13 protein-coding genes are annotated in these 18,802 nt (G+C 70.0%); 5 read left to right on the forward strand and 8 right to left on the reverse strand.

Features of this window, described 5'->3' with window-relative positions; genetic code table 11:
* The first annotated feature begins 15 nt into the window (after window positions 1-15).
* The gene (locus JE033_RS02805; RefSeq protein ID WP_234037070.1) at window positions 16-1,308 is read left to right on the forward strand and encodes a phosphotransferase; all 1,293 of its coding nucleotides are present in this window, start codon (window positions 16-18) and stop codon (window positions 1,306-1,308) included.
* Here JE033_RS02805 and JE033_RS02810 read toward each other — a convergent pair.
* Both JE033_RS02810 and JE033_RS02815 read right to left on the reverse strand, forming a co-directional pair.
* Window positions 1,259-4,780, reverse strand: a complete 3,522-nt coding sequence (locus JE033_RS02810) for an ATP-dependent DNA helicase (RefSeq protein WP_234037071.1) — start codon at window positions 4,778-4,780, stop codon at window positions 1,259-1,261. The two genes, JE033_RS02805 and JE033_RS02810, sit on opposite strands and share 50 nt — an antisense overlap.
* Window positions 4,777-8,052, reverse strand: a complete 3,276-nt coding sequence (locus tag JE033_RS02815) for a PD-(D/E)XK nuclease family protein (protein WP_200329333.1) — start codon at window positions 8,050-8,052, stop codon at window positions 4,777-4,779. Before JE033_RS02815 ends, JE033_RS02810 begins: the two co-directional genes overlap by 4 nt.
* Before the next feature lie 171 nt (window positions 8,053-8,223).
* On the opposite strand from JE033_RS02815, the gene JE033_RS02820 reads away from it, so the two are divergent.
* Window positions 8,224-8,448 carry a DUF3107 domain-containing protein gene (locus JE033_RS02820; protein ID WP_090148145.1) on the forward strand — a complete coding sequence of 75 codons (225 nt, stop codon included), beginning with the start codon at window positions 8,224-8,226 and terminating at the stop codon, window positions 8,446-8,448.
* 84 nt (window positions 8,449-8,532) lie between these two features.
* Here JE033_RS02820 and JE033_RS02825 read toward each other — a convergent pair whose 3' ends face one another.
* The 3 genes from JE033_RS02825 to JE033_RS02835 are packed head-to-tail and all read right to left on the reverse strand — an operon-like array spanning window position 8,533 to window position 11,851.
* A complete protein-coding gene (locus JE033_RS02825) occupies window positions 8,533-9,909 on the reverse strand; it encodes a phosphopantothenate--cysteine ligase family flavoprotein (RefSeq protein ID WP_200329335.1) in 1,377 nt (458 codons plus the stop codon).
* A 53-nt stretch (window positions 9,910-9,962) separates the two neighbouring features.
* Complete coding sequence (locus tag JE033_RS02830) at window positions 9,963-11,123, reverse strand: methyltransferase domain-containing protein (protein WP_200329337.1); 1,161 nt, start codon at window positions 11,121-11,123, stop codon at window positions 9,963-9,965.
* A gap of 8 nt (window positions 11,124-11,131) precedes the next feature.
* On the reverse strand, window positions 11,132-11,851 hold the full coding sequence (locus tag JE033_RS02835) for a ferritin-like fold-containing protein (protein WP_090148137.1): 720 nt from the start codon (window positions 11,849-11,851) through the stop codon (window positions 11,132-11,134).
* Between the two features lie 143 nt (window positions 11,852-11,994).
* On the opposite strand from JE033_RS02835, the gene JE033_RS02840 reads away from it, so the two are divergent.
* Window positions 11,995-13,632, forward strand: coding sequence for a DEAD/DEAH box helicase (locus JE033_RS02840; protein ID WP_200329339.1), 1,638 nt, complete (start codon window positions 11,995-11,997; stop codon window positions 13,630-13,632).
* Between the two features lie 107 nt (window positions 13,633-13,739).
* Here JE033_RS02840 and JE033_RS02845 read toward each other — a convergent pair whose 3' ends face one another.
* Window positions 13,740-14,594: a PHP domain-containing protein gene (locus tag JE033_RS02845; RefSeq protein WP_200329341.1), complete on the reverse strand. Its 855-nt coding sequence runs from the start codon at window positions 14,592-14,594 to the stop codon at window positions 13,740-13,742.
* A 43-nt stretch (window positions 14,595-14,637) separates the two neighbouring features.
* Between JE033_RS02845 and JE033_RS02850 the strand changes: the two genes are divergently transcribed.
* Window positions 14,638-16,026, forward strand: coding sequence for an aminopeptidase P family protein (locus JE033_RS02850; RefSeq protein WP_200329343.1), 1,389 nt, complete (start codon window positions 14,638-14,640; stop codon window positions 16,024-16,026).
* An 11-nt stretch (window positions 16,027-16,037) separates the two neighbouring features.
* A complete protein-coding gene (locus JE033_RS02855; RefSeq protein ID WP_200329345.1) occupies window positions 16,038-16,607 on the forward strand; it encodes a hypothetical protein in 570 nt (189 codons plus the stop codon).
* Between the two features lie 45 nt (window positions 16,608-16,652).
* On the opposite strand, the gene JE033_RS02860 is transcribed toward JE033_RS02855, so the two are convergent.
* Together JE033_RS02860 and JE033_RS02865 are read right to left on the reverse strand one after the other, a co-directional pair.
* Window positions 16,653-17,039 (reverse strand): YchJ family metal-binding protein, encoded by a 387-nt coding sequence (locus JE033_RS02860; protein WP_200329347.1) that lies wholly within the window; start codon window positions 17,037-17,039, stop codon window positions 16,653-16,655.
* Window positions 17,036-18,724 carry a DUF885 domain-containing protein gene (locus JE033_RS02865; RefSeq protein ID WP_200329349.1) on the reverse strand — a complete coding sequence of 563 codons (1,689 nt, stop codon included), beginning with the start codon at window positions 18,722-18,724 and terminating at the stop codon, window positions 17,036-17,038. Before JE033_RS02865 ends, JE033_RS02860 begins: the two co-directional genes overlap by 4 nt.
* Window positions 18,725-18,802 lie beyond the last annotated feature (78 nt).

Below are 18,802 nucleotides of genomic sequence, written 5' to 3' on the forward strand. Positions count from 1 at the left end.
GCATACCCTGAGTACATGGCCAGCATCCCTTTCACCTTAGCCGCGCTCTCGACCTCCGCGGTGCCGGGCCTCGTCGTGTTCGGAGTGCGCGAACACGAGAGCGACGATGCATTCGTCTCCGCGATCATCGCCACGGAGGATGACGAACTGCTCGTGCGCGTGCCGCGCACCCATCAGGCCGAGGTGCAGCAATCAGCGGAACTGCTGGGGCTCGCCGCGCTCACGGAGGGTCCGAGGAGCCGTCTCCCCTTCGCCGTGCCGACGGCTCTCGGGATGACTCGCGCCGGAGAGACTCGCGCGGTCGTGACGTCGTTCCTGGACGGGGCGCGTTTCGAGGCGGACGATCTGACGCACGACGCGATCCTGCTCCAGCCGCTGGCCGAGGCGATCGCCGCCATCCACGAACTCCCGCTCACCGTCGCACAGCACGGCGGCCTCCCGGTTCGTTCTGCGCAGGATCTGCGCGTGCTGGCGACTCGTCTCGTCGACCGGGCAGATGCGACCCGCCTCCTCCCCGAGACGGTGCGGCGGCGGTGGACGCACGTGCTCGAGACGTCGGACCTGTGGGATTTCTCCCCCACGATGGTGCACGGCTCGCTCGACGCCGAGCTGATCAGAGTCGACGAGGGCGCGATCACCGCCATTCTGGGGTGGTCGGAATGCTCGGTCGGTGACCCGGCAGCAGATCTCGCCTGGCTCCTCGCCGCGGGCCCTGACGTGCTGGACGGGATGATCGCTCGTTACGCTCGGGCGCGCAACAGCGAGTCGCTCTCGCATCTGCGGGCTCGTGCCGCTCTCTATCACGAGCTGGAGGTGGCGCGGTGGCTGCTCCACGGCACCGAGACGCACGACCAGACCATCATCGACGACGCGGTCACGATGCTCGATCGCATGGTCGGCAGCGGCGGCGCGCTCGGCGCAGCCTTCACGGCCGCAGTCGCTGCGGCCCCGCTCAGCTCGGAGGAAGTGATCGCGCTGCTCGATCAGACTCCGGAGATCACCGACGCCCAGTCGGACACCGCCGCGTTCGAGGGGCTCGACGAGGATCGCATGTTCGGCGTCGACACCGATTTCATCGAGCCGCTCGACGCGGATTCGGATGGAGCCCAGGACGGTTCGTCGGAGGCGGACGCGTCGGAGACCCCCGATGCGGAGGAAACCGATGTGATCGATCCGCTCGATGTCTCAGGCGATGCTCCTCGGCCGGATTTGGCAGACCGGCCGAGTGCGCGACCGGCGTCGGACGGAGGAGAGCAGCTCACGGAGCCCCTCTCGGACGACGATCTGCCTCGCGGCTCTGCCCGCTGAGTCTCCCTGCCGCCTCCTGCCAGATCTCCTCGAGTGCACGCAGGCTTCGCGGCTCGCGTCCGGTGAGTTCCACTCCCTCCGCCACGTAGAACAGCGATACGTCGACGCGATCGGCATCGATGCCCGCCCACTGCGCGTATGCATGCCGGTACAGGTCGAGTTGGAAGAAGCGCGATTCGCGTTCCGCATCGTTCTTCGGCGCTCGCCCCGATTTCCAGTCGACGATCTCGAATCGGTCGTCATCGAGTCGGTATACGGCGTCGAGTTTGCACACCAGCGTTCGTCCGGCGAACGGGAGCGTCACCTCCTGCTCGACGGCGATCGGCTGCAGATCCGCCCACCGCGACCGCTCGAAGCGCTCGATCAGCGGCGCCAATTCGGCCGCCTCCGCGGTCGGCTCGGCTTCGTACCCGGCTTCAGCCGGTGCTGGATCTCCCACCCAGTCGATGTCGGCAAGCCCTGCGAGCGGCAGCTCGGTACCGCGAGCGGTGGTCGCGCGCCGTTCCACCCATTCGTGGAACCGGTTGCCGACGCGCGTGCGGCGGTACGGGCGCTGCGGCACGGGCCGGAGCCGAGACCGTTCGGCGGCGACGGGATCTTCGACGAACTCATGAAACGTCGACGCGGTGAGCCGTTCGGGCAGGTCAGCGTCTGACGCGATCACCGCATCCGTTCCCGCCGTGCCGTTCGCGAGCGCGCTGCGCTCTGCGAGCAGCAGGCGCACGGCTTCGTCCAGCGGCTCCTCAGCGTCTCCCTCGGCCACGCCGCGATCGGCCGCATCGGTGACCGCCCTCCGCACGACCTCTGCCGCGTGCAGCACGGTGCTCGATCGCGCCCCCAGCGGGTCGAGGGGCCAGTCGAGCGTCAGTTCGTCCCGCTCCGATGGGTCGGCGTCGAAGGCGCTCGCTTCGGGGAGCCCCCCGATGACGCCCGCATCCTGCAGCTCCACGAGATAGGCCGAAGGTGAGCGGGGACGACGCTGACCGCCCCAGAACGAGCCGCTCAGCAGTACGCGACCGGCCGCTCGCGTGACGGCCACGTACGCCAGGCGCCGTTCCTCCTCCTGATGGCGGGCTTGCAGTGCTGAGCGATACTCGGCGATGCGGCCGCGGAGCTCCTGCTGCGTGGCCGCGATCCGCCAGTTCAGGGCTGGACGCGACGCCGCATCGCCGCGGAGCTCGTCCGGCAGCTGGCCCGTGCGCAACCATCCGGCTCCCGCCCGCGCCTGCCCCGGGAATTCTCCTGCCACGAGACGTGGGACGACCACCAGGTCCCACTCGAGACCCTTCGAACCATGGGCCGTGATCAGCTGCACGGTCCCCGGCGCGGGCTCGGCGACGTGCTCTGCGGCTTCATCGGCCTCGAGAGCACGCTCGATCCATTCGAGGAGCGATGGCAGCGACCCCTCTGTATCCACGGCGAGATAGCCTTCGACGAGATCGGTGAAGGCGTCGAGGTTCGCGTGGGCGGCTGAGCTTCCGGCGAGGTCCCTCGCCTCGTTGGCGTCGAGTTCGATATCGATGCGCAGCGACTGCACGACGGCGCCGATGAGCTCGGGAATGCTCCCGCCCACCCCTTGTCGCAGGCCGGCCAGCATGCGCCCGGCCTCGCGAAGTCGTTCCCGGCCGACATCTGAGATGTTCGCCAGCGCACGATGCTGGAGGTCGCGCATTCCGGCGATCTGATCGAGCGCATCGATCAACGTGTACTGCCGGTCTGGATCAGGCAGCACCCGGTCGGGCGCCCGGTCCTCCGGCGAGAGCGGGCGCTGGGCGATGTCGCGCTCGCCGAACCATCGCGCGGCATCTCGCAGACCCGAGACATCGGCGACGCCGATGCGAAACCGCGGTCCGGTGAGCAGCCGGATCAGGTCTCCGCCGGCATCCGCGTACCAGAGGCACCGGAGCGCGCTGACGACGTCGGTCACCTCAGGAGTGGTGAGGAGCCCGCCCAGACCGATGATGCGGGCCGGAACCCCAGCGTCGGCGAGGGCGGCCCCGAACGCGGCCATCTGGCTTCGCGTGCGGAAGATCACCGCTGCTGTCGGCAGCTCGCCGTGCTCCTCGAGATGCTGCTCTCGGGCGGATCGCACCCACGCTGCGACAGCGAGGCGTTCTTCATGCACGGTCTCCGGGTAACACCACTCGACGCTTCCGGTGCGGGCGCCTGGCCGGGGGGCGAGCCGCGGTACATCGACGGCCGACTCGGCGGCGAGGGGTGCGGCGATGGCATTCGCCGCGCCCAGCACGCTGACCGGATTGCGCCAGCTCGTCGAGAGCGTCAGTGTGGCTGGCTGCGTCCAGGCTGCGCCTGCATCGGCGGCGGCCGGGTCTGGCGCCGCGGACCCGTCCGAGGGTTCGCGCCGACCCGAGAAATCCGAGTGGAACGACTGCAGGCCCTCGGCCGAAGCACCCCTCCAGCCGTAGATCGATTGATGCGGGTCGCCCACGGCCATCACCGAACCGCCCGCGAAGATGCGGGAGAGGAATCGGGTTTGCCCCACCGAGGTGTCTTGGACCTCGTCGAGCAGCACGACTCGGTGGCGTTGGCGGAGCACCCGGCGCGCTGCGGGCGACGCGTCGAGCGCGGCTGTTGCGAGCGCAAGCTGGTCGGGGAACTCGATCACCCCGCGCCGCTGCTTCTCCTGCGCGTATTCGCGCGCGAGTCGGGTGATGAGCGGCGTCTCGGCGAGACTCGCCACGGCGTCGCGCACCGGCGCGTACTGCTTGCCGCTCGGCGCTCGGCCGATCTCCTTCTCGTTGTAGGGCAGATGCTGGACCCGCGAGAATTCCTCCACGATGCGATCGACGCGGTCGAGTGAGGTCAGGTTGTCGGAAACGGCGTGGTCGAGTGCGAGCATATGCCGGATCAGCTCGGGAACGCGCAGTTCGCTCTCGACAAGACCGGGGTCGCTGCTCGACAGGAGGACCTCTCGGGCGATGCGCCAGGCGGTCGCCGTGTCAATCACGGCGGCTCCGGGAGCGACCCCGGCGGCGATGCCGAATTCCTGCAGCACGCCGGCGGCGAACGCGTTGTAGGTGCTGACGTCGGGGATCTCGAGACCGTCGGCGAGCAGCTCGTGGAGCTCTCGTGAGCGCTCGCGCTCCTCCGCAGTGAGCACGCCGCGCTCTGCGGCGTCGCCGAGCCGCTCGGCGAAAGTGAACAGGCGCCCGGAGATGCGCTCTCGCAGCTCACCGGCCGCTTTCCGGGTGAAGGTGAGTCCCAGCACCTCATCGGGCGCCGCGAGTCCGTTGGCGACGAGCCACACCACTCGGTTCGCCATCGTCTCGGTCTTCCCGCTTCCGGCGCCGGCGACGACGAGCGTCGTGCCCCCGAGCGGGTGCTCGATCACCGAACGCTGCTCCGGCGTGGGAGTGAGCGGCACCGCCGGTGGGACGGCGAGAATCTCCGCGATGCGAGCGGCTGAGAAGAGCGCGCGCGTCATCCGCGGATCGCGGTTCGACTCGCTCATGCGCGGCTCACCGCAGGAATCACGTGCAACCGGCAATTGCCCGGCTGATGCGGGTCGGAGCAGTGGTGCTCCACCCGAGCGGTAAATGCTCCGGCCGCCATGACGCGGGCCACGTCCGAGACTCGTTGGGCGAATGCTTCGCGCGCTTCGTCTGACAGGGGCTGCTGCACTCGTTCGATGAATCCCGCTCCTTTCACGGCGTCGGGATGCACGTAGAGCAGGCGCGCACCTCCGCTGATCTGCCCGGGCGCGGACGCCTCCGACTCCTGATCGCTCGAAGCCGGCGCGTCAGCGTTGAGGGCCGGACCCTCGAATGCGCCGAGCGCGACGCCCACCTGATACGCCTGCAGCTGCGCGTGCTCTTCGGCGGCGGCCTGGCTCGGGGGGACACGCCCTGTCTTCAAATCGAGCACGGTGATCTCACGGTCGCCGTCGCGATTCGTTCGCTGTTCGAGCCGATCGGCGACGCCTCGAAGAACAGCGCGGTCGATCGTCGCTGTGAACATCGCTTCCCGGCCGATGAGCGTCCGGTCAGAACCTTCGAACTCTCGCAGGTACTCGGCGAGGCCTGCGCTCATCGCGCGCGCGAGCTTCCGGGTCCGCTCCGCTTCCCACTCTGCGGCGAAGGGCAACTTGCTCCATTCTTCGCTCACGATCGCGAAGAGCTGCTCGGGATCGGAGTCGGTCGCCGTTTCGAACGCGTGGTGCAGCAGGGTCCCGAGACTCGCCTGGACGCTGCCCGAGCCGCCTCCGAGGCTCGACACCACCCAGTCGAGCGGGCAGTTCTCAGCGCGCTCGAGTTGCGATGGGCTCACGCTGACCCGGGCCTCTGGGTCAGCGTCGAGATCGACGAGCGGATCCGACGTGCTCGGCGGCAAGACCCCGTACCAGTCGTCGGGGTCGGCCCCGGGCACCTGCGCGCCAGCGAGTGCGACGAGTGCCCGCACCGCCTCGGTGTCATCGGGGTCGCGAACCACCCGGCGGCGCATCGCGGCGACTTGACCGCGCAGCGTCAGTCTGGCACTCGGCAACGAGTCGACGGCGTATTCTCGGCCGAGGCCGAAGAAGGCGCTGGGGTGCTGATGCTCATCGGCGACCGCGACGACCAGCAACTCCCGACGAACGCGCGCGCAGCTGTGGGCGAAGAGCCGCAGTTCGTCGTGCATCGTGTCGCGCCGCGCCGGCGGCTCCGGCGCACCGCCGCGCAGCCAGCGTTCGAGCGCCGTCGCACCGACCAGCGAGCCGCGCGAACGCAGATTGGGCCATGCACCGTCTTGCACGCCGATCACAGCGACCAGGTCGAACTCCCGGCCGATCGCGCCCTGCGGCGTCGTCACCGTCACCGTCGATCGTTGGCTCCTGCGGGCCAGCGAGTCCTCGGGCACGGCGCTTTCGAGGAGATCTTCGAGCAGCTCCGCGATCGGCTGCGCGCTGTCCTGCTCTTCATGGCGCTGCAGCGCGAAGAACAGTCCCATCACCGCGTCGAGCGAGCGACTCGCCTCGTCGGCCCGCGCGCCGCGCCCCGACAGTGCCTCGTCCTGCCAGCTCGAGGCGAGCCGCGCGCCGTCCCAGATCGCCCAGAGCGTCTCGCGCGGCGTGCCGCCTCCCTCGCGCACCCGCTGCGCCGCCTGCAGCATCAGGCCGATCTTGCGGAGCGCCCGTCCACCTGCGCTGTCGATCATCGGAGAGGTTCCAGGGAACGCGACCGCCTCGACCACGAGCTCGTCGATGCTCACCGGGTCGCGCCCGGCAGCTGCGGCTTCTCGCCGCTCGTGCAGGACGAGGGCTCCGCGCAGTCGGCGAACGGCCACCGGGTCGAGGCCGCCGACAGCGCCGCCGACGAGGTGCAGGAGCTCTTGCGCGGATAGGGGCTCGATGCCGAGGGCATGCTGGAGCAGCCGCACCAGTTCACGCACGATCCGGTGCTCGCGCAGCACGATTCCCCCGGCTGCGACGCCCGTGGGAACCTGATGGACGGCGAGTGCGCGGGCCACGCGCGTGGCTTCACCGCGACTGCGGCAGATCACGGCCATCTGACTCCAGGCCGCCGGCTCGCGGCCGCCCAGGCCCAGATGCCGCGCGCGGAAGCGATGCGCGATGACGCCGAGCTGCTCCGCCGCTGACTCGACGCGGGCGAACTGCACGGCGTCGTCGTCTGCACCGCCCCCTCGCGTTCCCGGCGCTGCCGCTGCCTCCCGTTGCGCACCCGCCGCCGACGCACCGATGCGCCGCGTCAGCCCCTGCACGAGCTGACGCACCCGAGCGCCGTGCCGGTGCACGGTCTCCAGAGTCACGAGCGTCTCACGTGCTCCGCCGAATCGACCGGCGCCGCCGACGGCAGCGGAGGGCTCGCGGCGGGCCAGTTCTCGGACGATTCCGGCGAGTATGCCCGTGCGTTCACCGTGAAAGGCCCCCGTCGCGATGTCGGGATCGCCGAACGCGCGGATGCGGCTGCCTCGTGCGGCGCACGCCGCGAGCAGCGCGAGAGCCCCCTCGCCGAGCTCTTGCGCGTCGTCCACCAGGATGAGTCGCGGCACGGAGAACCCGTCGCCTGGCTCCGCGTCCGACCGCACCCCGTGATCGCGCACCGCTGCACTTGCCGCGCGAAGGATCGCACTCGGGCTGAGCTCCCCCGGCCGCTCTGCCGCTGCTCGCCGCATGGCCGCGCCGAGCAGCGCGAGCGCCGCCCGCCAAAGCCCGGCGAGATCGTCGCCCGGCCCCTCGGACACGGCGCGCGACGCCGCAGCTGCACGAGCCGCGTCGACCTCGGCGGCGAGCGCGGTCGGCGAGCGGTCGAAGTCGTCCAGCACGCGCCACAGGTCACGCAGCTCGGCGCGGAAGGCCGGTGTCCCGAGCACGTCAGCGCTGATGCCAACCGAACGCGCGAGAGCCGCGGCACTCCCCTCGGAGATGACATCTGCGAGGAGCTCGTCTTGCACCGTACCTGTGAGCAGACGCGGGGCGTCGGCACCCGCGAGCGCGTGTTCCCGCGAGAGCACAGCGAAGCCGAGCGACGCCGCCGTGCGCACGGGAGTTCCGCCGATCGCGCGTCCGACGGCGCGCTCGATGTGCCCGCGGAGGTCGGTGGCGGCGAGGCGATTGGGTGCGAGTGCGATCACATCCTGCTCCCCCCAGCCGGGCAGGTCGAGTGCGCGCCGATACGTCTCGACCAGCACCAGCGTTTTCCCACTGCCCGGAGCACCGATCACCCGAGCGTGCGCGTCGACGTCGAGCGCGAGCGCACGCAGCTGCGACGAGTCGAATGAGGTCATATCGTCAGCCTACTGACGGCCGCAGACACTGCGGGCCTCGCGCGCCCCCTCCCCGCCCCGCGTGCGCTGCTGGCGAACGCGACGGCTCCGCACGACCCCGGGCCCCGCGGCGGCCGTAGACTCGACAGCGATTCGACCCGTGGCCGTGCGCCACTGAACTCAGGAGGCCCCGTGGAAATCCGCATCGGTATCAAGCATTCGCCCCGCGAACTCGCGTTCGACACGGACTCGAGCGCGGCAGACGTGCGCGGCGTGATCGAGGAAGCGATCGCGAACGACGCCGCCCTCGTCACCCTCTCCGACGTGAAGGGTCATCAGTACCTCGTCAACACCGAGTCCATCACGTACATCGAACTCGGCGGCGAAGGCGGTCGGAAGGTCGGCTTCATCAGCTGATCCACCGCTCCTCCACGCAGCCCCGCGATCCGATCAGGATCTCGGGGCTGCGTCGTTCTCGGGCAGCACGAACCTGAGAACGGCTCAGGAGTCCAAGGTCTCGCGCACCACGTCGAGCAGCGCATCCGCGACGACCCGCTTCGTGCCGCTCGCCACCGTCGCCGGGCGACCGTCGCTCGAGAGCACGTGCAACGTGTTCTCCCCCGCTTCGAAGCCCTCCGACCAGCTCACCGCGTTCACCGCGAGCAGGTCCGCGCCCTTGCGCGCGAGCTTTCGCCGCCCGCGTTCGACCAGCTCGTCCTCGTGCTCCACCGTCTCAGCCGCGAATCCAACGATCACCTGGCCCGGCCGTCGCTGGTGCACCAGCCCGACCAGGATGTCGGGATTCTCGACGAGTTGCAGTACCGGCGCCGCTCCGGCCGAGTCCTCCTTGCGAATCTTCTGCTCCGCCACGTCCTCCACGCGGTAGTCGGCGACGGCTGCAGCCATGATGATGACCTCGGCTCCGGCGGCGGCAGCTCGTGCGGCGCGTTCGAGTTCGGCCGCCGTGCCGACGGGTACCACGCGCACGGCGGCGCGATCCTGCACCTCGGAGAGCACCGCGGAGTCGATGTTCGCCGCGAAGAGCACCACTTTCGCCCCGCGGTCGGCCGCCGCAGCTGCGATCGCCACCCCCTGTCGCCCGCTCGATCGATTGCCGAGATAGCGCACCGGATCGATCGGTTCGCGTGTGCCGCCTGCCGTCACGAGGATGCGAAGCCCGGCGAGATCGGGCTCGCGCGCTGCGCCTCCCGTGTCCGCGCGAACGGAGTCGAGAGCCTCAGCAGCAGCGGTCTCCAACGGCACGTCGCCGGCTGCAGCGTCCTCAGCCTGCCGTGTCTCGTCGACAGGCCGCACCTCCTGGCCCGGGTGGCCTTGCGCGGTCTCCGGTTCCTCGCTCTCGAGCAGCGCGCGCACCCGTTCGGCAATGGTCTCCGGCTCGCTCATGCGCCCCGGACCGGTGTCGGCGCCGGTGAGCCGCCCCGATTCGGGGCCGACGAAATGCACGCCGCGCGATCGCAGGATCGCCACGTTGTCCTGGGTCGCTGGGTGCTGCCACATCTCGGTGTGCATCGCCGGGGCGACCAGCACCGGCGCACGGGTGGCGAGCAGGGTGGTGCCCAGCAGGTCGTCGGCGAGGCCGGCGCTCATCCGCGCGAGAGTATTGGCCGTCGCCGGAGCCACGACGATCAGGTCGGCTCGCTGACCGAGCCCGACGTGGCGCACCTCCGGCACGTCGTCGTGCACCGACGTGGTGACGGGGTTCCGGCTGATCGCCTCCCAAGTCGGCTTGCCGACGAAGCGCAGCGCCTCTGCAGTCGGAACGACATGCACGTCGTGCCCGTCCTCGACCAGGGTGCGAGCGAGCTGCACGACTTTGTATGCGGCGATGCCGCCGGTCACTCCGAGCACGATATTCATGGGGACATCTTCCCATCACCGCGGCGAATGCGCGCGCCGCTCCGCGACCTCGATCAGACTCGGCGCTCCAGCAGCACCATGACCTCCAGATGGCGGGTGTGCGGGAACATGTCGAACACCCGAGCGCCGCGCACGCGCCAGGACGGCATCGCCGCGAGGTCGGCGGCGAGACTCTCCGGGTTGCAGCTCGAGTAGATGACGCGGTGCGCCGGTGCGCGCTCGATCCAGGCAGCCAGCTCGGCACCGATGCCGCGTCGCGGCGGGTTGACGATGACGGTGTGCGGCGTCTCCTCCGCGGGAGCCCCGAGCGCGTAGGCCGTCGCGTCGGCGGCGACGAACTCCGCCGCGATCCCGGCGTCTGCCGCGCTGCGCCTGGCCGATTCGACCGCGCTTTCGCTGATCTCCACCCCGAGCACGCGCGGCATCGCGGCCGCTCCAGTGCGCGCGGCGGCGGCGCAGTGCAGTGCGAACCCCCCGACTCCGCAGTACAGGTCCCAGATCGAATCGGGGCCTTCCGAGGCGACCCAGTCGGCGGCCTGCGCGTACAGCGCCCGCGCGACGGCGGTGTTCGTCTGGAAGAAGCTCTGCGGTCGCAGGTGCAGCGAGACGTCTCCCAGCCCCATCTCGAGAGATGACCCGAGCAGCAGCTCCTCTCGTTCCCCTTCCAGCACCGCCTTGTGCTCTGGCAGGAGGTTCACCGATACGACGGCGGCGCGCGGCACGCGTTCCAGCAGGTCGGGGAGCGCCTTCCGCAGCACGTGCAGCGCTTGCTCGGTGCGCGTCACGAACCGCAGCATCAGGTCGCCCGAGGGCGCGAGGGTCAGGTGCACGAATTTCAGCTCACCGCGACGGCGCGGCACATCGTACGGCGCCAGCCCCGTCGCCTCGATGAACGCGGCGAGCTGCGGGATGGCGTGTCGAATGCCCGGCTCCTGTATCAGGCAGTCGCGCAGGTCGATCCCATCGCCGTCCCGTCCGAGGATGCCGAGCGTCACCGAACCGGGTCGCCCGCCGACCACGAGCTTCGCCTTGTTCCGGAAGTCGGCGGTGCCGCCGCGCACACTCGGCAACCACAGCGCCTCCGGCACCTGGGGCAGCAGCTGCCGGCAGCGCCGCTCCTTGTCGGTGAGCTGCGCGGGATACGGGGTCTCGATGAGCACGCACGACCGGCAGCGCCCCGCCTCGAAGTACGCGCAGTGCGGAAGAGTCGACATCGGCGGCCTCAGGCGGTCAGCCCCAACCCGTCCATGCGGCGGATGTGGTCGGCGATCAGCTCGGTGAACACCGGTTCGACCTCGCTCGCGTCGAACTCGCGATGCTCGCTCAGCGAGAGGACGGCGCGGGAGACGAGCAGGGTGTCTCCGACCAGGCGTCTGCCCCAGACGGCGAGCCAGCTCGAGAGGAGTTCGTCGGCTGCGAGCGCATCCTCGAGCAGCGTCTTGAGCTCGGGTCGGCCCGTATCGTTGCGCAGGATCGCCGTCGCCTCACTGCGGTAGCCGTCCTTCAGCCCGCCGGCGAGGCTGGCGAAGAAGTCGTCGAAGAGCCCGCCCACCAGGTACAGGGAGAGCACGTGCTGATGCCAGTCGCCCGTGTCGATGCGTTCGACGTAGGAATCGATGACGGGCGAGAAGGGCTCCATGACGATGTGCGGCTCGTGCCCGCGTGAGCGGATCTCGCCGGTGAGCTGCTGGTGCTTCGCGAGCGTCTGCCCGGCCACGCGAGCCAGCACGTCTTTCGCCTCGAGCGACGGCGCTCCCGAGACCGCGCGCGTTGCGGCTTCGTACAGCTCGAGCTGCAGGTAGGCGGTCAAGCCGAGGAACGGCATGATCCCCGGAGCGAATTCGGCGAGCTCGACCCGCTCGGCCTCAGCGGCGTCTCCGCGCGAGCGCATCTTGCGCGCGGGCGCGTTCTTCCGGCGCAGGCCCTTGATCCACTCGAACACCCTGCCAGCTTACCGTCGTCGCGCGTCCGCCTTGGAATAGACTGGCGCCGAACGTACATCACCGCCGGAGCCATCGGAGCGCCGGCCGCTGCGCCTACTTCGATACGCGCGCGCAGCACCGCACCCATCGAATAGGACGCACCATGACCACATTCCTCGAACTCGGCGTCGACCAGGACATGGTCGACTCTCTGACGGATCAGGGCATCATCGACGCCTTCCCGATCCAGGAGCAGACGATCCCCCTCGCCTTGTCGGGTCAGGACATCATCGGCCAGGCGAAGACCGGCACCGGGAAGACCTTCGGCTTCGGATTGCCGCTCCTGCAGCGCGTCGGGGCCGACCCCGTCGACGGGGTGCAGGCGCTCATCGTCGTACCGACTCGCGAGCTCGCCGTCCAGGTGTACGAGGATCTGGAGCTCGCCGCCAAGAACCGGGCCGCGACCGTGGTTCCGATCTACGGCGGCAAGGCGTACGAGGGCCAGATCGAGCAGCTCAAGGCGGGTGCTCAGGTCGTCGTCGGTACCCCCGGCCGTCTCCTCGACCTCGCGAACCAGCGGCTGCTCGATCTGAGCAAGGTCCGCGAGATGGTGCTCGACGAGGCCGACAAGATGCTCGACCTCGGCTTCCTCGCCGATATCGAGAAGCTCTTCTCCCTCACGCCGCCAGTGCGCCACACGATGCTCTTCTCCGCGACGATGCCGGGAACGATCGTGACGCTCGCGCGTCGCTTCATGTCGAACCCGATCCACATCCGAGCGACCGACCCCGACGAGGGCGCGGCGCAGGCGAACATCGAGCACATCGTCTATCGCGCGCACTCCCTCGACAAGGACGAGGTGATCGGGCGCATCCTGCAGGCCGAGGGCCGTGGAAAGACCGTCGTCTTCATGCGCACGAAACGCGCTGCGGCGAAGCTGCAGGAAGAGCTCGTCGATCGCGGCTTCTCCGCCGTGTCGGTGCACGGCGACCTGAACCAGGAGCAGCGCGAACGAGCCATGGCGACGTTCAAGGCCGGCAAGAAGGACATCCTCATCGCGACCGACGTCGCCGCCCGCGGCATCGACGTCGACGACGTCACCCACGTGATCAACCACACGGTTCCCGATGACGAGAAGACCTACCTGCACCGCGTGGGGCGGACGGGCCGAGCCGGACGCACCGGTATCGCCGTGACGTTCGTCGACTGGGACGACATGCACAAGTGGGCGCTGATCAACAAGGCGCTCGAATTCGGGATTCCCGAACCCCTCGAGACGTACTCCTCGTCGCCGCACCTGTTCGCCGACCTCAAGATCCCGGAGGGCACCAAGGGCCGACTCAAGGCGACCCCGGTGAAGGATCGCGCCCCTCGCGAGCGCTCCGAGTCGCGCGGCGGCCGTACGGGTGGCGCCGATCGCGCAAGCAGTTCGGGAGCGAGCGGTTCGGGAGCGAGCGGTTCGGGAGCGAGCGGTGAAGGCGCCGGAGACGGCGCCCGCAAGCGCACTCGTCGACGCACGCGCAGCGCGAATCCCCTCGGGCAGGGCCGCCACGAGGCGCACGGACACGAGCAGCACGGCCACGACGCCGAGGGCGGCGGCGAGCCCGGCGCCCCGCTGACCCCGGCCGACGCGCTGGCAGCGTCGGGCGAGACCGCGCCGCCGAAGCGCCGCCGCCGTCGCCGTCGTGGCGGCTCGGGCTCTGGTGAGAGCACAGCTTCGGTGACGACTGCGGACGCGACCGCCGCCGAGGCGAAGCCCGGCGACGACGCCCCCGTGCAGGCGAGCGTCTCGGCCGAGTAACCCCGCCGGGCTGCGGGAGGGCTTTCGAGCTTCGCCCGCTGCCCGCGCGAGCGACCTCGATGCGGTCGGTGACCACCGGTCGCCGCCCGCATCGCGCCCGCGAAGCGCTACCGCGGTACGGCGAGCCCCTCGCGCAGACGGGCCACCGTATCGAGCTCCGTCACCTGCTGTCCGAGGAGGTTCGGTTTCCCGGCTCCGTGGTAATCGCTCGAGCCCGTCGCGACGAGGCCGAGCTTCGATGCAGCTGCGATGATGGGCGGGAGCCAGTCCTCGCGGTGCTCGGGGTGCCGCAGCTCGACTCCGAACAGACCGGCGTTCGCCAGCTCCGCGAGCTCGCGCGGCGCGACCGGAGTGCGCTGCCGGAACGCTGCGGGATGCGCGAGCACCGCCGCACCGCCCGCCGCCCGCACCATGCGTATCGCATCGACGGTCTCGATGGCGTCCGTGCCGAGGTAGTAGGGCGAACGCGGGTGCAGCAGCTCGGAGAACACGGTGCTGCGATCCGGGAAGTAGCCAGCGGCCACGAGGGCGTCTGCGATGTGGGGGCGTCCCACCGTGCGCGCGTCCTCCTCCCCCATCACGGCTTCCCAGGTGATGGCGTAGTCGGCTGAGACGAGGCGCACCATCTCCCGCGCCCGAGTCAACCGGGAGCGGCGCACCTGCGCGAGCGCGTCGAACAGTTCGCCGGCGAGCGGAGCGATGCCGTAGCCGAGGAGGTGCCGCGACTTGCCGTTGTGCTTGGTGGTGATCTCGATGCCGGGGAGAAAGTCGATTCCGGCCGCTTCCGCGGCGTCGCGCGCCTCGTCCCAGCCGTCGATCGTGTCGTGGTCCGTGAGGGCGAACCCCGCGAGCCCGAGGTCGGCGGCTTCCCGCGCGATCTCGCCCGGCCTGGTCGTGCCGTCGGAGAAGACCGAGTGCGTGTGCAGATCGAAGCCGGCCTGCGCCACCACGGATTCCGTCATCCTGTCATCTTACGGCTCGGCCGGAGGATGAGAGGATGGACGCATGACCGACAGCGCGCAGTCCACTCACGAGGTGGAGATCGACAACAGCAACCGGAGCACCACGCCGCAGAGCGACGCGTTCGTGGAGTACCTCTCGACGCAGTGGGCGGATCGCCCGGAGACCCTCCCGGAGGCTTGGCCGGTCGCCGTCCACGCTGCGGCTCGGCGGCGGGCGTTCTCAGCGCACTTCCCCGGTGAGCGCGTCGTCGTCGCCGCCGGCGCCATGAAACAGCGTTCAAACGACACCTTCTACCAGTACCGTGCGCACAGTGCGTTCGCGCACCTCACCGGCTGGGGCTCGGCGAGCGAGCCGGGCGCCGTGCTCGTGTTCGAACCGCGCGACGGCGGGCACGACGCCACGGTGTACTTCCGCGAGCGAGCGGGACGCGACAGCGACGAGTTCTTCGCGAACCCCGAGATCGGCGAGTTCTGGATCGGCCCGCGTCCGTCATTGGAACAGGTTGCAGCCGCTCTCGGCGTCACCACCGCACCGCTCGACGCCTTCCTGGCGGGGCGCGACGACCGCACGCTGGACGACCACGAGGTGGCTCGCGTCGCCTCCGAGCTGCGCCTGGTCAAAGACGCGTACGAATTGGCGCAGATGCAGTCCGCCGTCGACGCGACCGCGCAGGGCTTCGACGACGTGCTCGCCGCACTGCCGAGGGCGAGCGCGCATCCGCGCGGCGAGCGCGTCGTTGAAGGCGTGTTCAACCAGCGAGCCCGCCTCGAGGGCAACACGGTCGGATACGAGACGATCGCGGCCTCCGGCCCTCATGCGTGCACGCTCCACTGGATTCAGAACGACGGCGCCGTGCGCGAGGGCGACCTGCTGCTGCTCGATGCCGGCGTCGAGCTCGACAGTCTGTACACCGCCGACATCACGCGCACGGTTCCGATCTCGGGAGCCTTCACCGACGTGCAGCGCCGCGTGTACGACGCGGTGCTCGAGGCTGCCGATGCTGCGCGCGCCATCGTACGGCCCGGCATCCGATTCCGCGATGTGCACGCCGCCGCGATGGAGGTCGTCGAGCGCCGCACCCGCGAGTGGGGATTCCTTCCCGAGGAGGACGGCACCGCCTACTACCGTCGATACATGGTGCACGGAACGAGCCATCACCTCGGCATGGACGTGCACGACTGCGCGCAGGCCCGCCGCGACATGTACATGGACGGCATCCTGGAGCCCGGCATGGTCTTCACGATCGAGCCGGGGCTCTACTTCCAGCCCGACGATCTCACCGTGCCCGAGGAGTACCGCGGTATCGGCGTGCGCATCGAGGACGACATCGTCGTCACCGAGAGCGGCTGCATCAACCTCTCCGCTGAGATTCCCCGCACGGCGCGGGAGGTCGAAGCCTGGGTGCAGGGATACCGCGGATCGGGCAGCTAGACTCTGTGCCCATGGCTTCCGGTTCGGCGCACTCGGGCGATGCGCGGCGCACCCTCACTCGCTCCGCAGGCGCGACGATGACCGCGGCGCTGCTGCTGGGCACGACCGCCCTCGCCCCGTTCTCGATGACGGCGGCGTTCGCCGACGCCGGGGCGCCCGGCTCGGCCGCCCAGGAGCACGGGCAGTCGCTCGATTCGACAGTCGGGGTGAGCGAGACCCCGGCCGTCGGCGTGGACGTACCGGTGTCGGAGACCGCGCCGGCAGCTCAGGAGAAGCGCGGAACGGCCGAGAAGGCCGAGCGATCGGCGCTGTTCACCCTGGAGCAGTTCCTCTTCAGCGGAGTGATCAACTGGGGCGGGTACCGCTTCACCTTCTACAGCCAGAAGGTGCTCCCGGGGTCGGGTCTCGCGATTCCCGGTCGTCACGTCAACGAGGGCGGATACGTGAGCGACGCCGACGGCTACATCGTGCTCGCCGGCGACGCCCCCAAGGGGACCGTGTTCGAAACGCCGTTCGGGTACCAGGGCAAGATCTACGACCGCGGTACGGTCGGCAACCATCTGGACGTCTACATCGAGTGATGCCGCACCCCCGACACGGCGCACGAACCACGGCGTCCTGATGCGTTACAGCATGTCGCCATCCACGTAGACCCAGCGGTGATCCGGGCCGGATCGGCGGAACCGGCTGCGTTCCCGCAGTTCGATCCGCCCCTCCGGCCCGCGCGCGACCGCCGTGTACGTCACCAGACCGGTGTCGTCGAAGGGTCCGCCGCCCGTCGTGTGCTCGACGAACAGCCGTTGCCAGGCAGTACCGTCATCGAGATCCAGCGACGCCGGTCGGGTCGACGGGTCCCACGTCGTGAGCAGGTACTGCGCGTCTCCGACCGCGAACGCGCTGTATCGCGAACGCATCAGCCGTTCCGCGGTCGGCGCGCGGTCGCCCGCGTGCAGCGGTGCGCAGCATTCGGCGAAGTCGACCCCTCGGCCGCACGGGCAGGGCTGCGCCGTCACCCGCCGAGCCCGCCCCGCAGCGCCCGCTCGAGCGTGTCCAGCCGTACGCCGCCGAGCGCGAGGGCGTCGCGGTGGAAGGCGCGGATGTCGAAGGTCTCACCAGCGGTCGACGCGCGAGCGGCGGCTTCGTCGCGCAGGCGCTCCCAGATCCGTTGCCCCACCTTGTACGACGGTGCCTGACCGGCCCATCCGAGGTAGCGCAGCACTTCGAAGCGCACGAAACCGTCGTTCATGTTCACGTTGTCGGCGAGGAACCCGAAGGCGTACTCGCCATCCCATGTGCCCCCATCCGGGCGCCGCTTGCCGAGATGCACCCCGATGTCGAGCACGACGCGCGCCGCACGCAGGCGCTGACCGTCCAGCATGCCGAGGCGATCCGCGGGGTCATCGAGGTAGCCCAGCTGCTCCATGAGCCGCTCGGCGTACAGCGCCCATCCCTCGGCGTGCCCGGAGGTTCCGGCGAGTTGGCGGCGCCACTCGTTGAGGGAGCCGCGGTTGACGACCGCCTGGCCGATCTGCAGATGATGGCCGGGGACGCCCTCGTGGTAGACCGTCGTCAATTCTCGCCAGGTGTCGAATTCGGTGACCCCCACCGGCACAGACCACCACATGCGGCCCGGGCGCGAGAAATCGTCGCTCGGCCCCGTGTAGTAGATGCCGCCCTCCTGCGTGGGCGCGATGCGGCATTCGAGGGTGCGGATCTCGTCGGGAACCTCGAATTGCGTACCGGCGAGTTCGGCAACGGCGCGGTCGCTGGTCTCCTGCATCCACCGCTGCAGAGCGGCCGTTCCGTGGAGCTTGCGAGACGCGTCTCGATCCAGTTTCGCAATGGCTTCGGCAACGATGCCAGGCCTCGGCACCCCGCCGACGATCTCGGCGGCGGCTCGCTCCTGCTCGGAGACCATTCGAGCGAGTTCATCGAGACCCCACGCATACGTCTCATCGAGGTCGATCTTCGCCCCGAGGAACGCCTCCGAGGCGAGCTCGTACCGGTCACGACCGAATGCGTCGTTCTCGGGTGCGTGCGGTGCGACCTCCCGCTCGAGGAAGTCTGCGAGTTCCGCATACGCGCTCGCTGCGCCCGCCGCCGCCGCTGCGAGTTCGATCGCCGATTCCGCGGGCGTGGTCGACGACCCTGCGAGTCGGCCGAAGAAGCCGAGGTCCTCAGGAGTCCCCGCCGTGCGTCGTGCCTGCGCAGCGACCTCCTCGACCTGGCGAACCGCCGGCACGAGACCCTGACGCACGCCGTCCGCGAGCGTTTCGCGGTATCCCGCGAGCGCCGCTGGCACCTCGCGCAGGCGGCTGGCGACGTGCGACCAGTCGGCCTCGGACTCGGTCGGCATGAGATCGAAGACGTCTCGAATGTTCTGCGACGGCGACGCGATGACGTTGAGGTCGCGGAGGTGCTCGCCGGCGTCGTGCTGCGTCAGCGCCAACCGCAGCTCGGCCTCGAGGTCGGCGCGGGTCACGGCGTCGACGGCATCGGCAGGGGCGACGGCGACGAGTTCTGCCAGTGTGCGGCGCTGGTCGGCCGCCAGGGCGTCGTGCCCGGCCGGGGAGAGATCGGGCAGACCATCGCCCGGCCGGCCGATGTACGTGCCGACCGTCGGGTCGTGCTCGACGAGGGTGTCGACCCACCCCTCGGCGATGCGATCGATCGCGGTCTGCTCGCGTTGTTCAGTCATGCTTCTACGCTAGAGCGTCACCCTCCGCGTATTCCGTACGACGCGGCGGCCGGGCGCGAACCCGTCCGGCCCTCACGC

It is taken from the genome of Leucobacter sp. L43 (assembly GCF_016597785.1).
GTDB classification, from domain to species: domain Bacteria; phylum Actinomycetota; class Actinomycetes; order Actinomycetales; family Microbacteriaceae; genus Leucobacter; species Leucobacter alluvii.

Excerpts from the sequence above, each read along its gene's own strand:
- JE033_RS02840 (WP_200329339.1), top strand. The coding sequence starts at position 11,995 with ATGACCACATTCCTCGAACTCGGCGTCGACCAGGACATGGTCGACTCT.
- JE033_RS02805 (WP_234037070.1), top strand. The coding sequence starts at position 16 with ATGGCCAGCATCCCTTTCACCTTAGCCGCGCTCTCGACCTCCGCGGTG.
- JE033_RS02845 (WP_200329341.1), bottom strand. The coding sequence starts at position 14,594 with ATGACGGAATCCGTGGTGGCGCAGGCCGGCTTCGATCTGCACACGCAC.
- JE033_RS02850 (WP_200329343.1), top strand. The coding sequence starts at position 14,638 with ATGACCGACAGCGCGCAGTCCACTCACGAGGTGGAGATCGACAACAGC.
- JE033_RS02830 (WP_200329337.1), bottom strand. The coding sequence starts at position 11,123 with ATGTCGACTCTTCCGCACTGCGCGTACTTCGAGGCGGGGCGCTGCCGG.
- JE033_RS02810 (WP_234037071.1), bottom strand. The coding sequence starts at position 4,780 with ATGAGCGAGTCGAACCGCGATCCGCGGATGACGCGCGCGCTCTTCTCA.
- JE033_RS02815 (WP_200329333.1), bottom strand. The coding sequence starts at position 8,052 with ATGACCTCATTCGACTCGTCGCAGCTGCGTGCGCTCGCGCTCGACGTC.
- JE033_RS02865 (WP_200329349.1), bottom strand. The coding sequence starts at position 18,724 with ATGACTGAACAACGCGAGCAGACCGCGATCGATCGCATCGCCGAGGGG.
- JE033_RS02825 (WP_200329335.1), bottom strand. The coding sequence starts at position 9,909 with ATGAATATCGTGCTCGGAGTGACCGGCGGCATCGCCGCATACAAAGTC.
- JE033_RS02855 (WP_200329345.1), top strand. The coding sequence starts at position 16,038 with ATGGCTTCCGGTTCGGCGCACTCGGGCGATGCGCGGCGCACCCTCACT.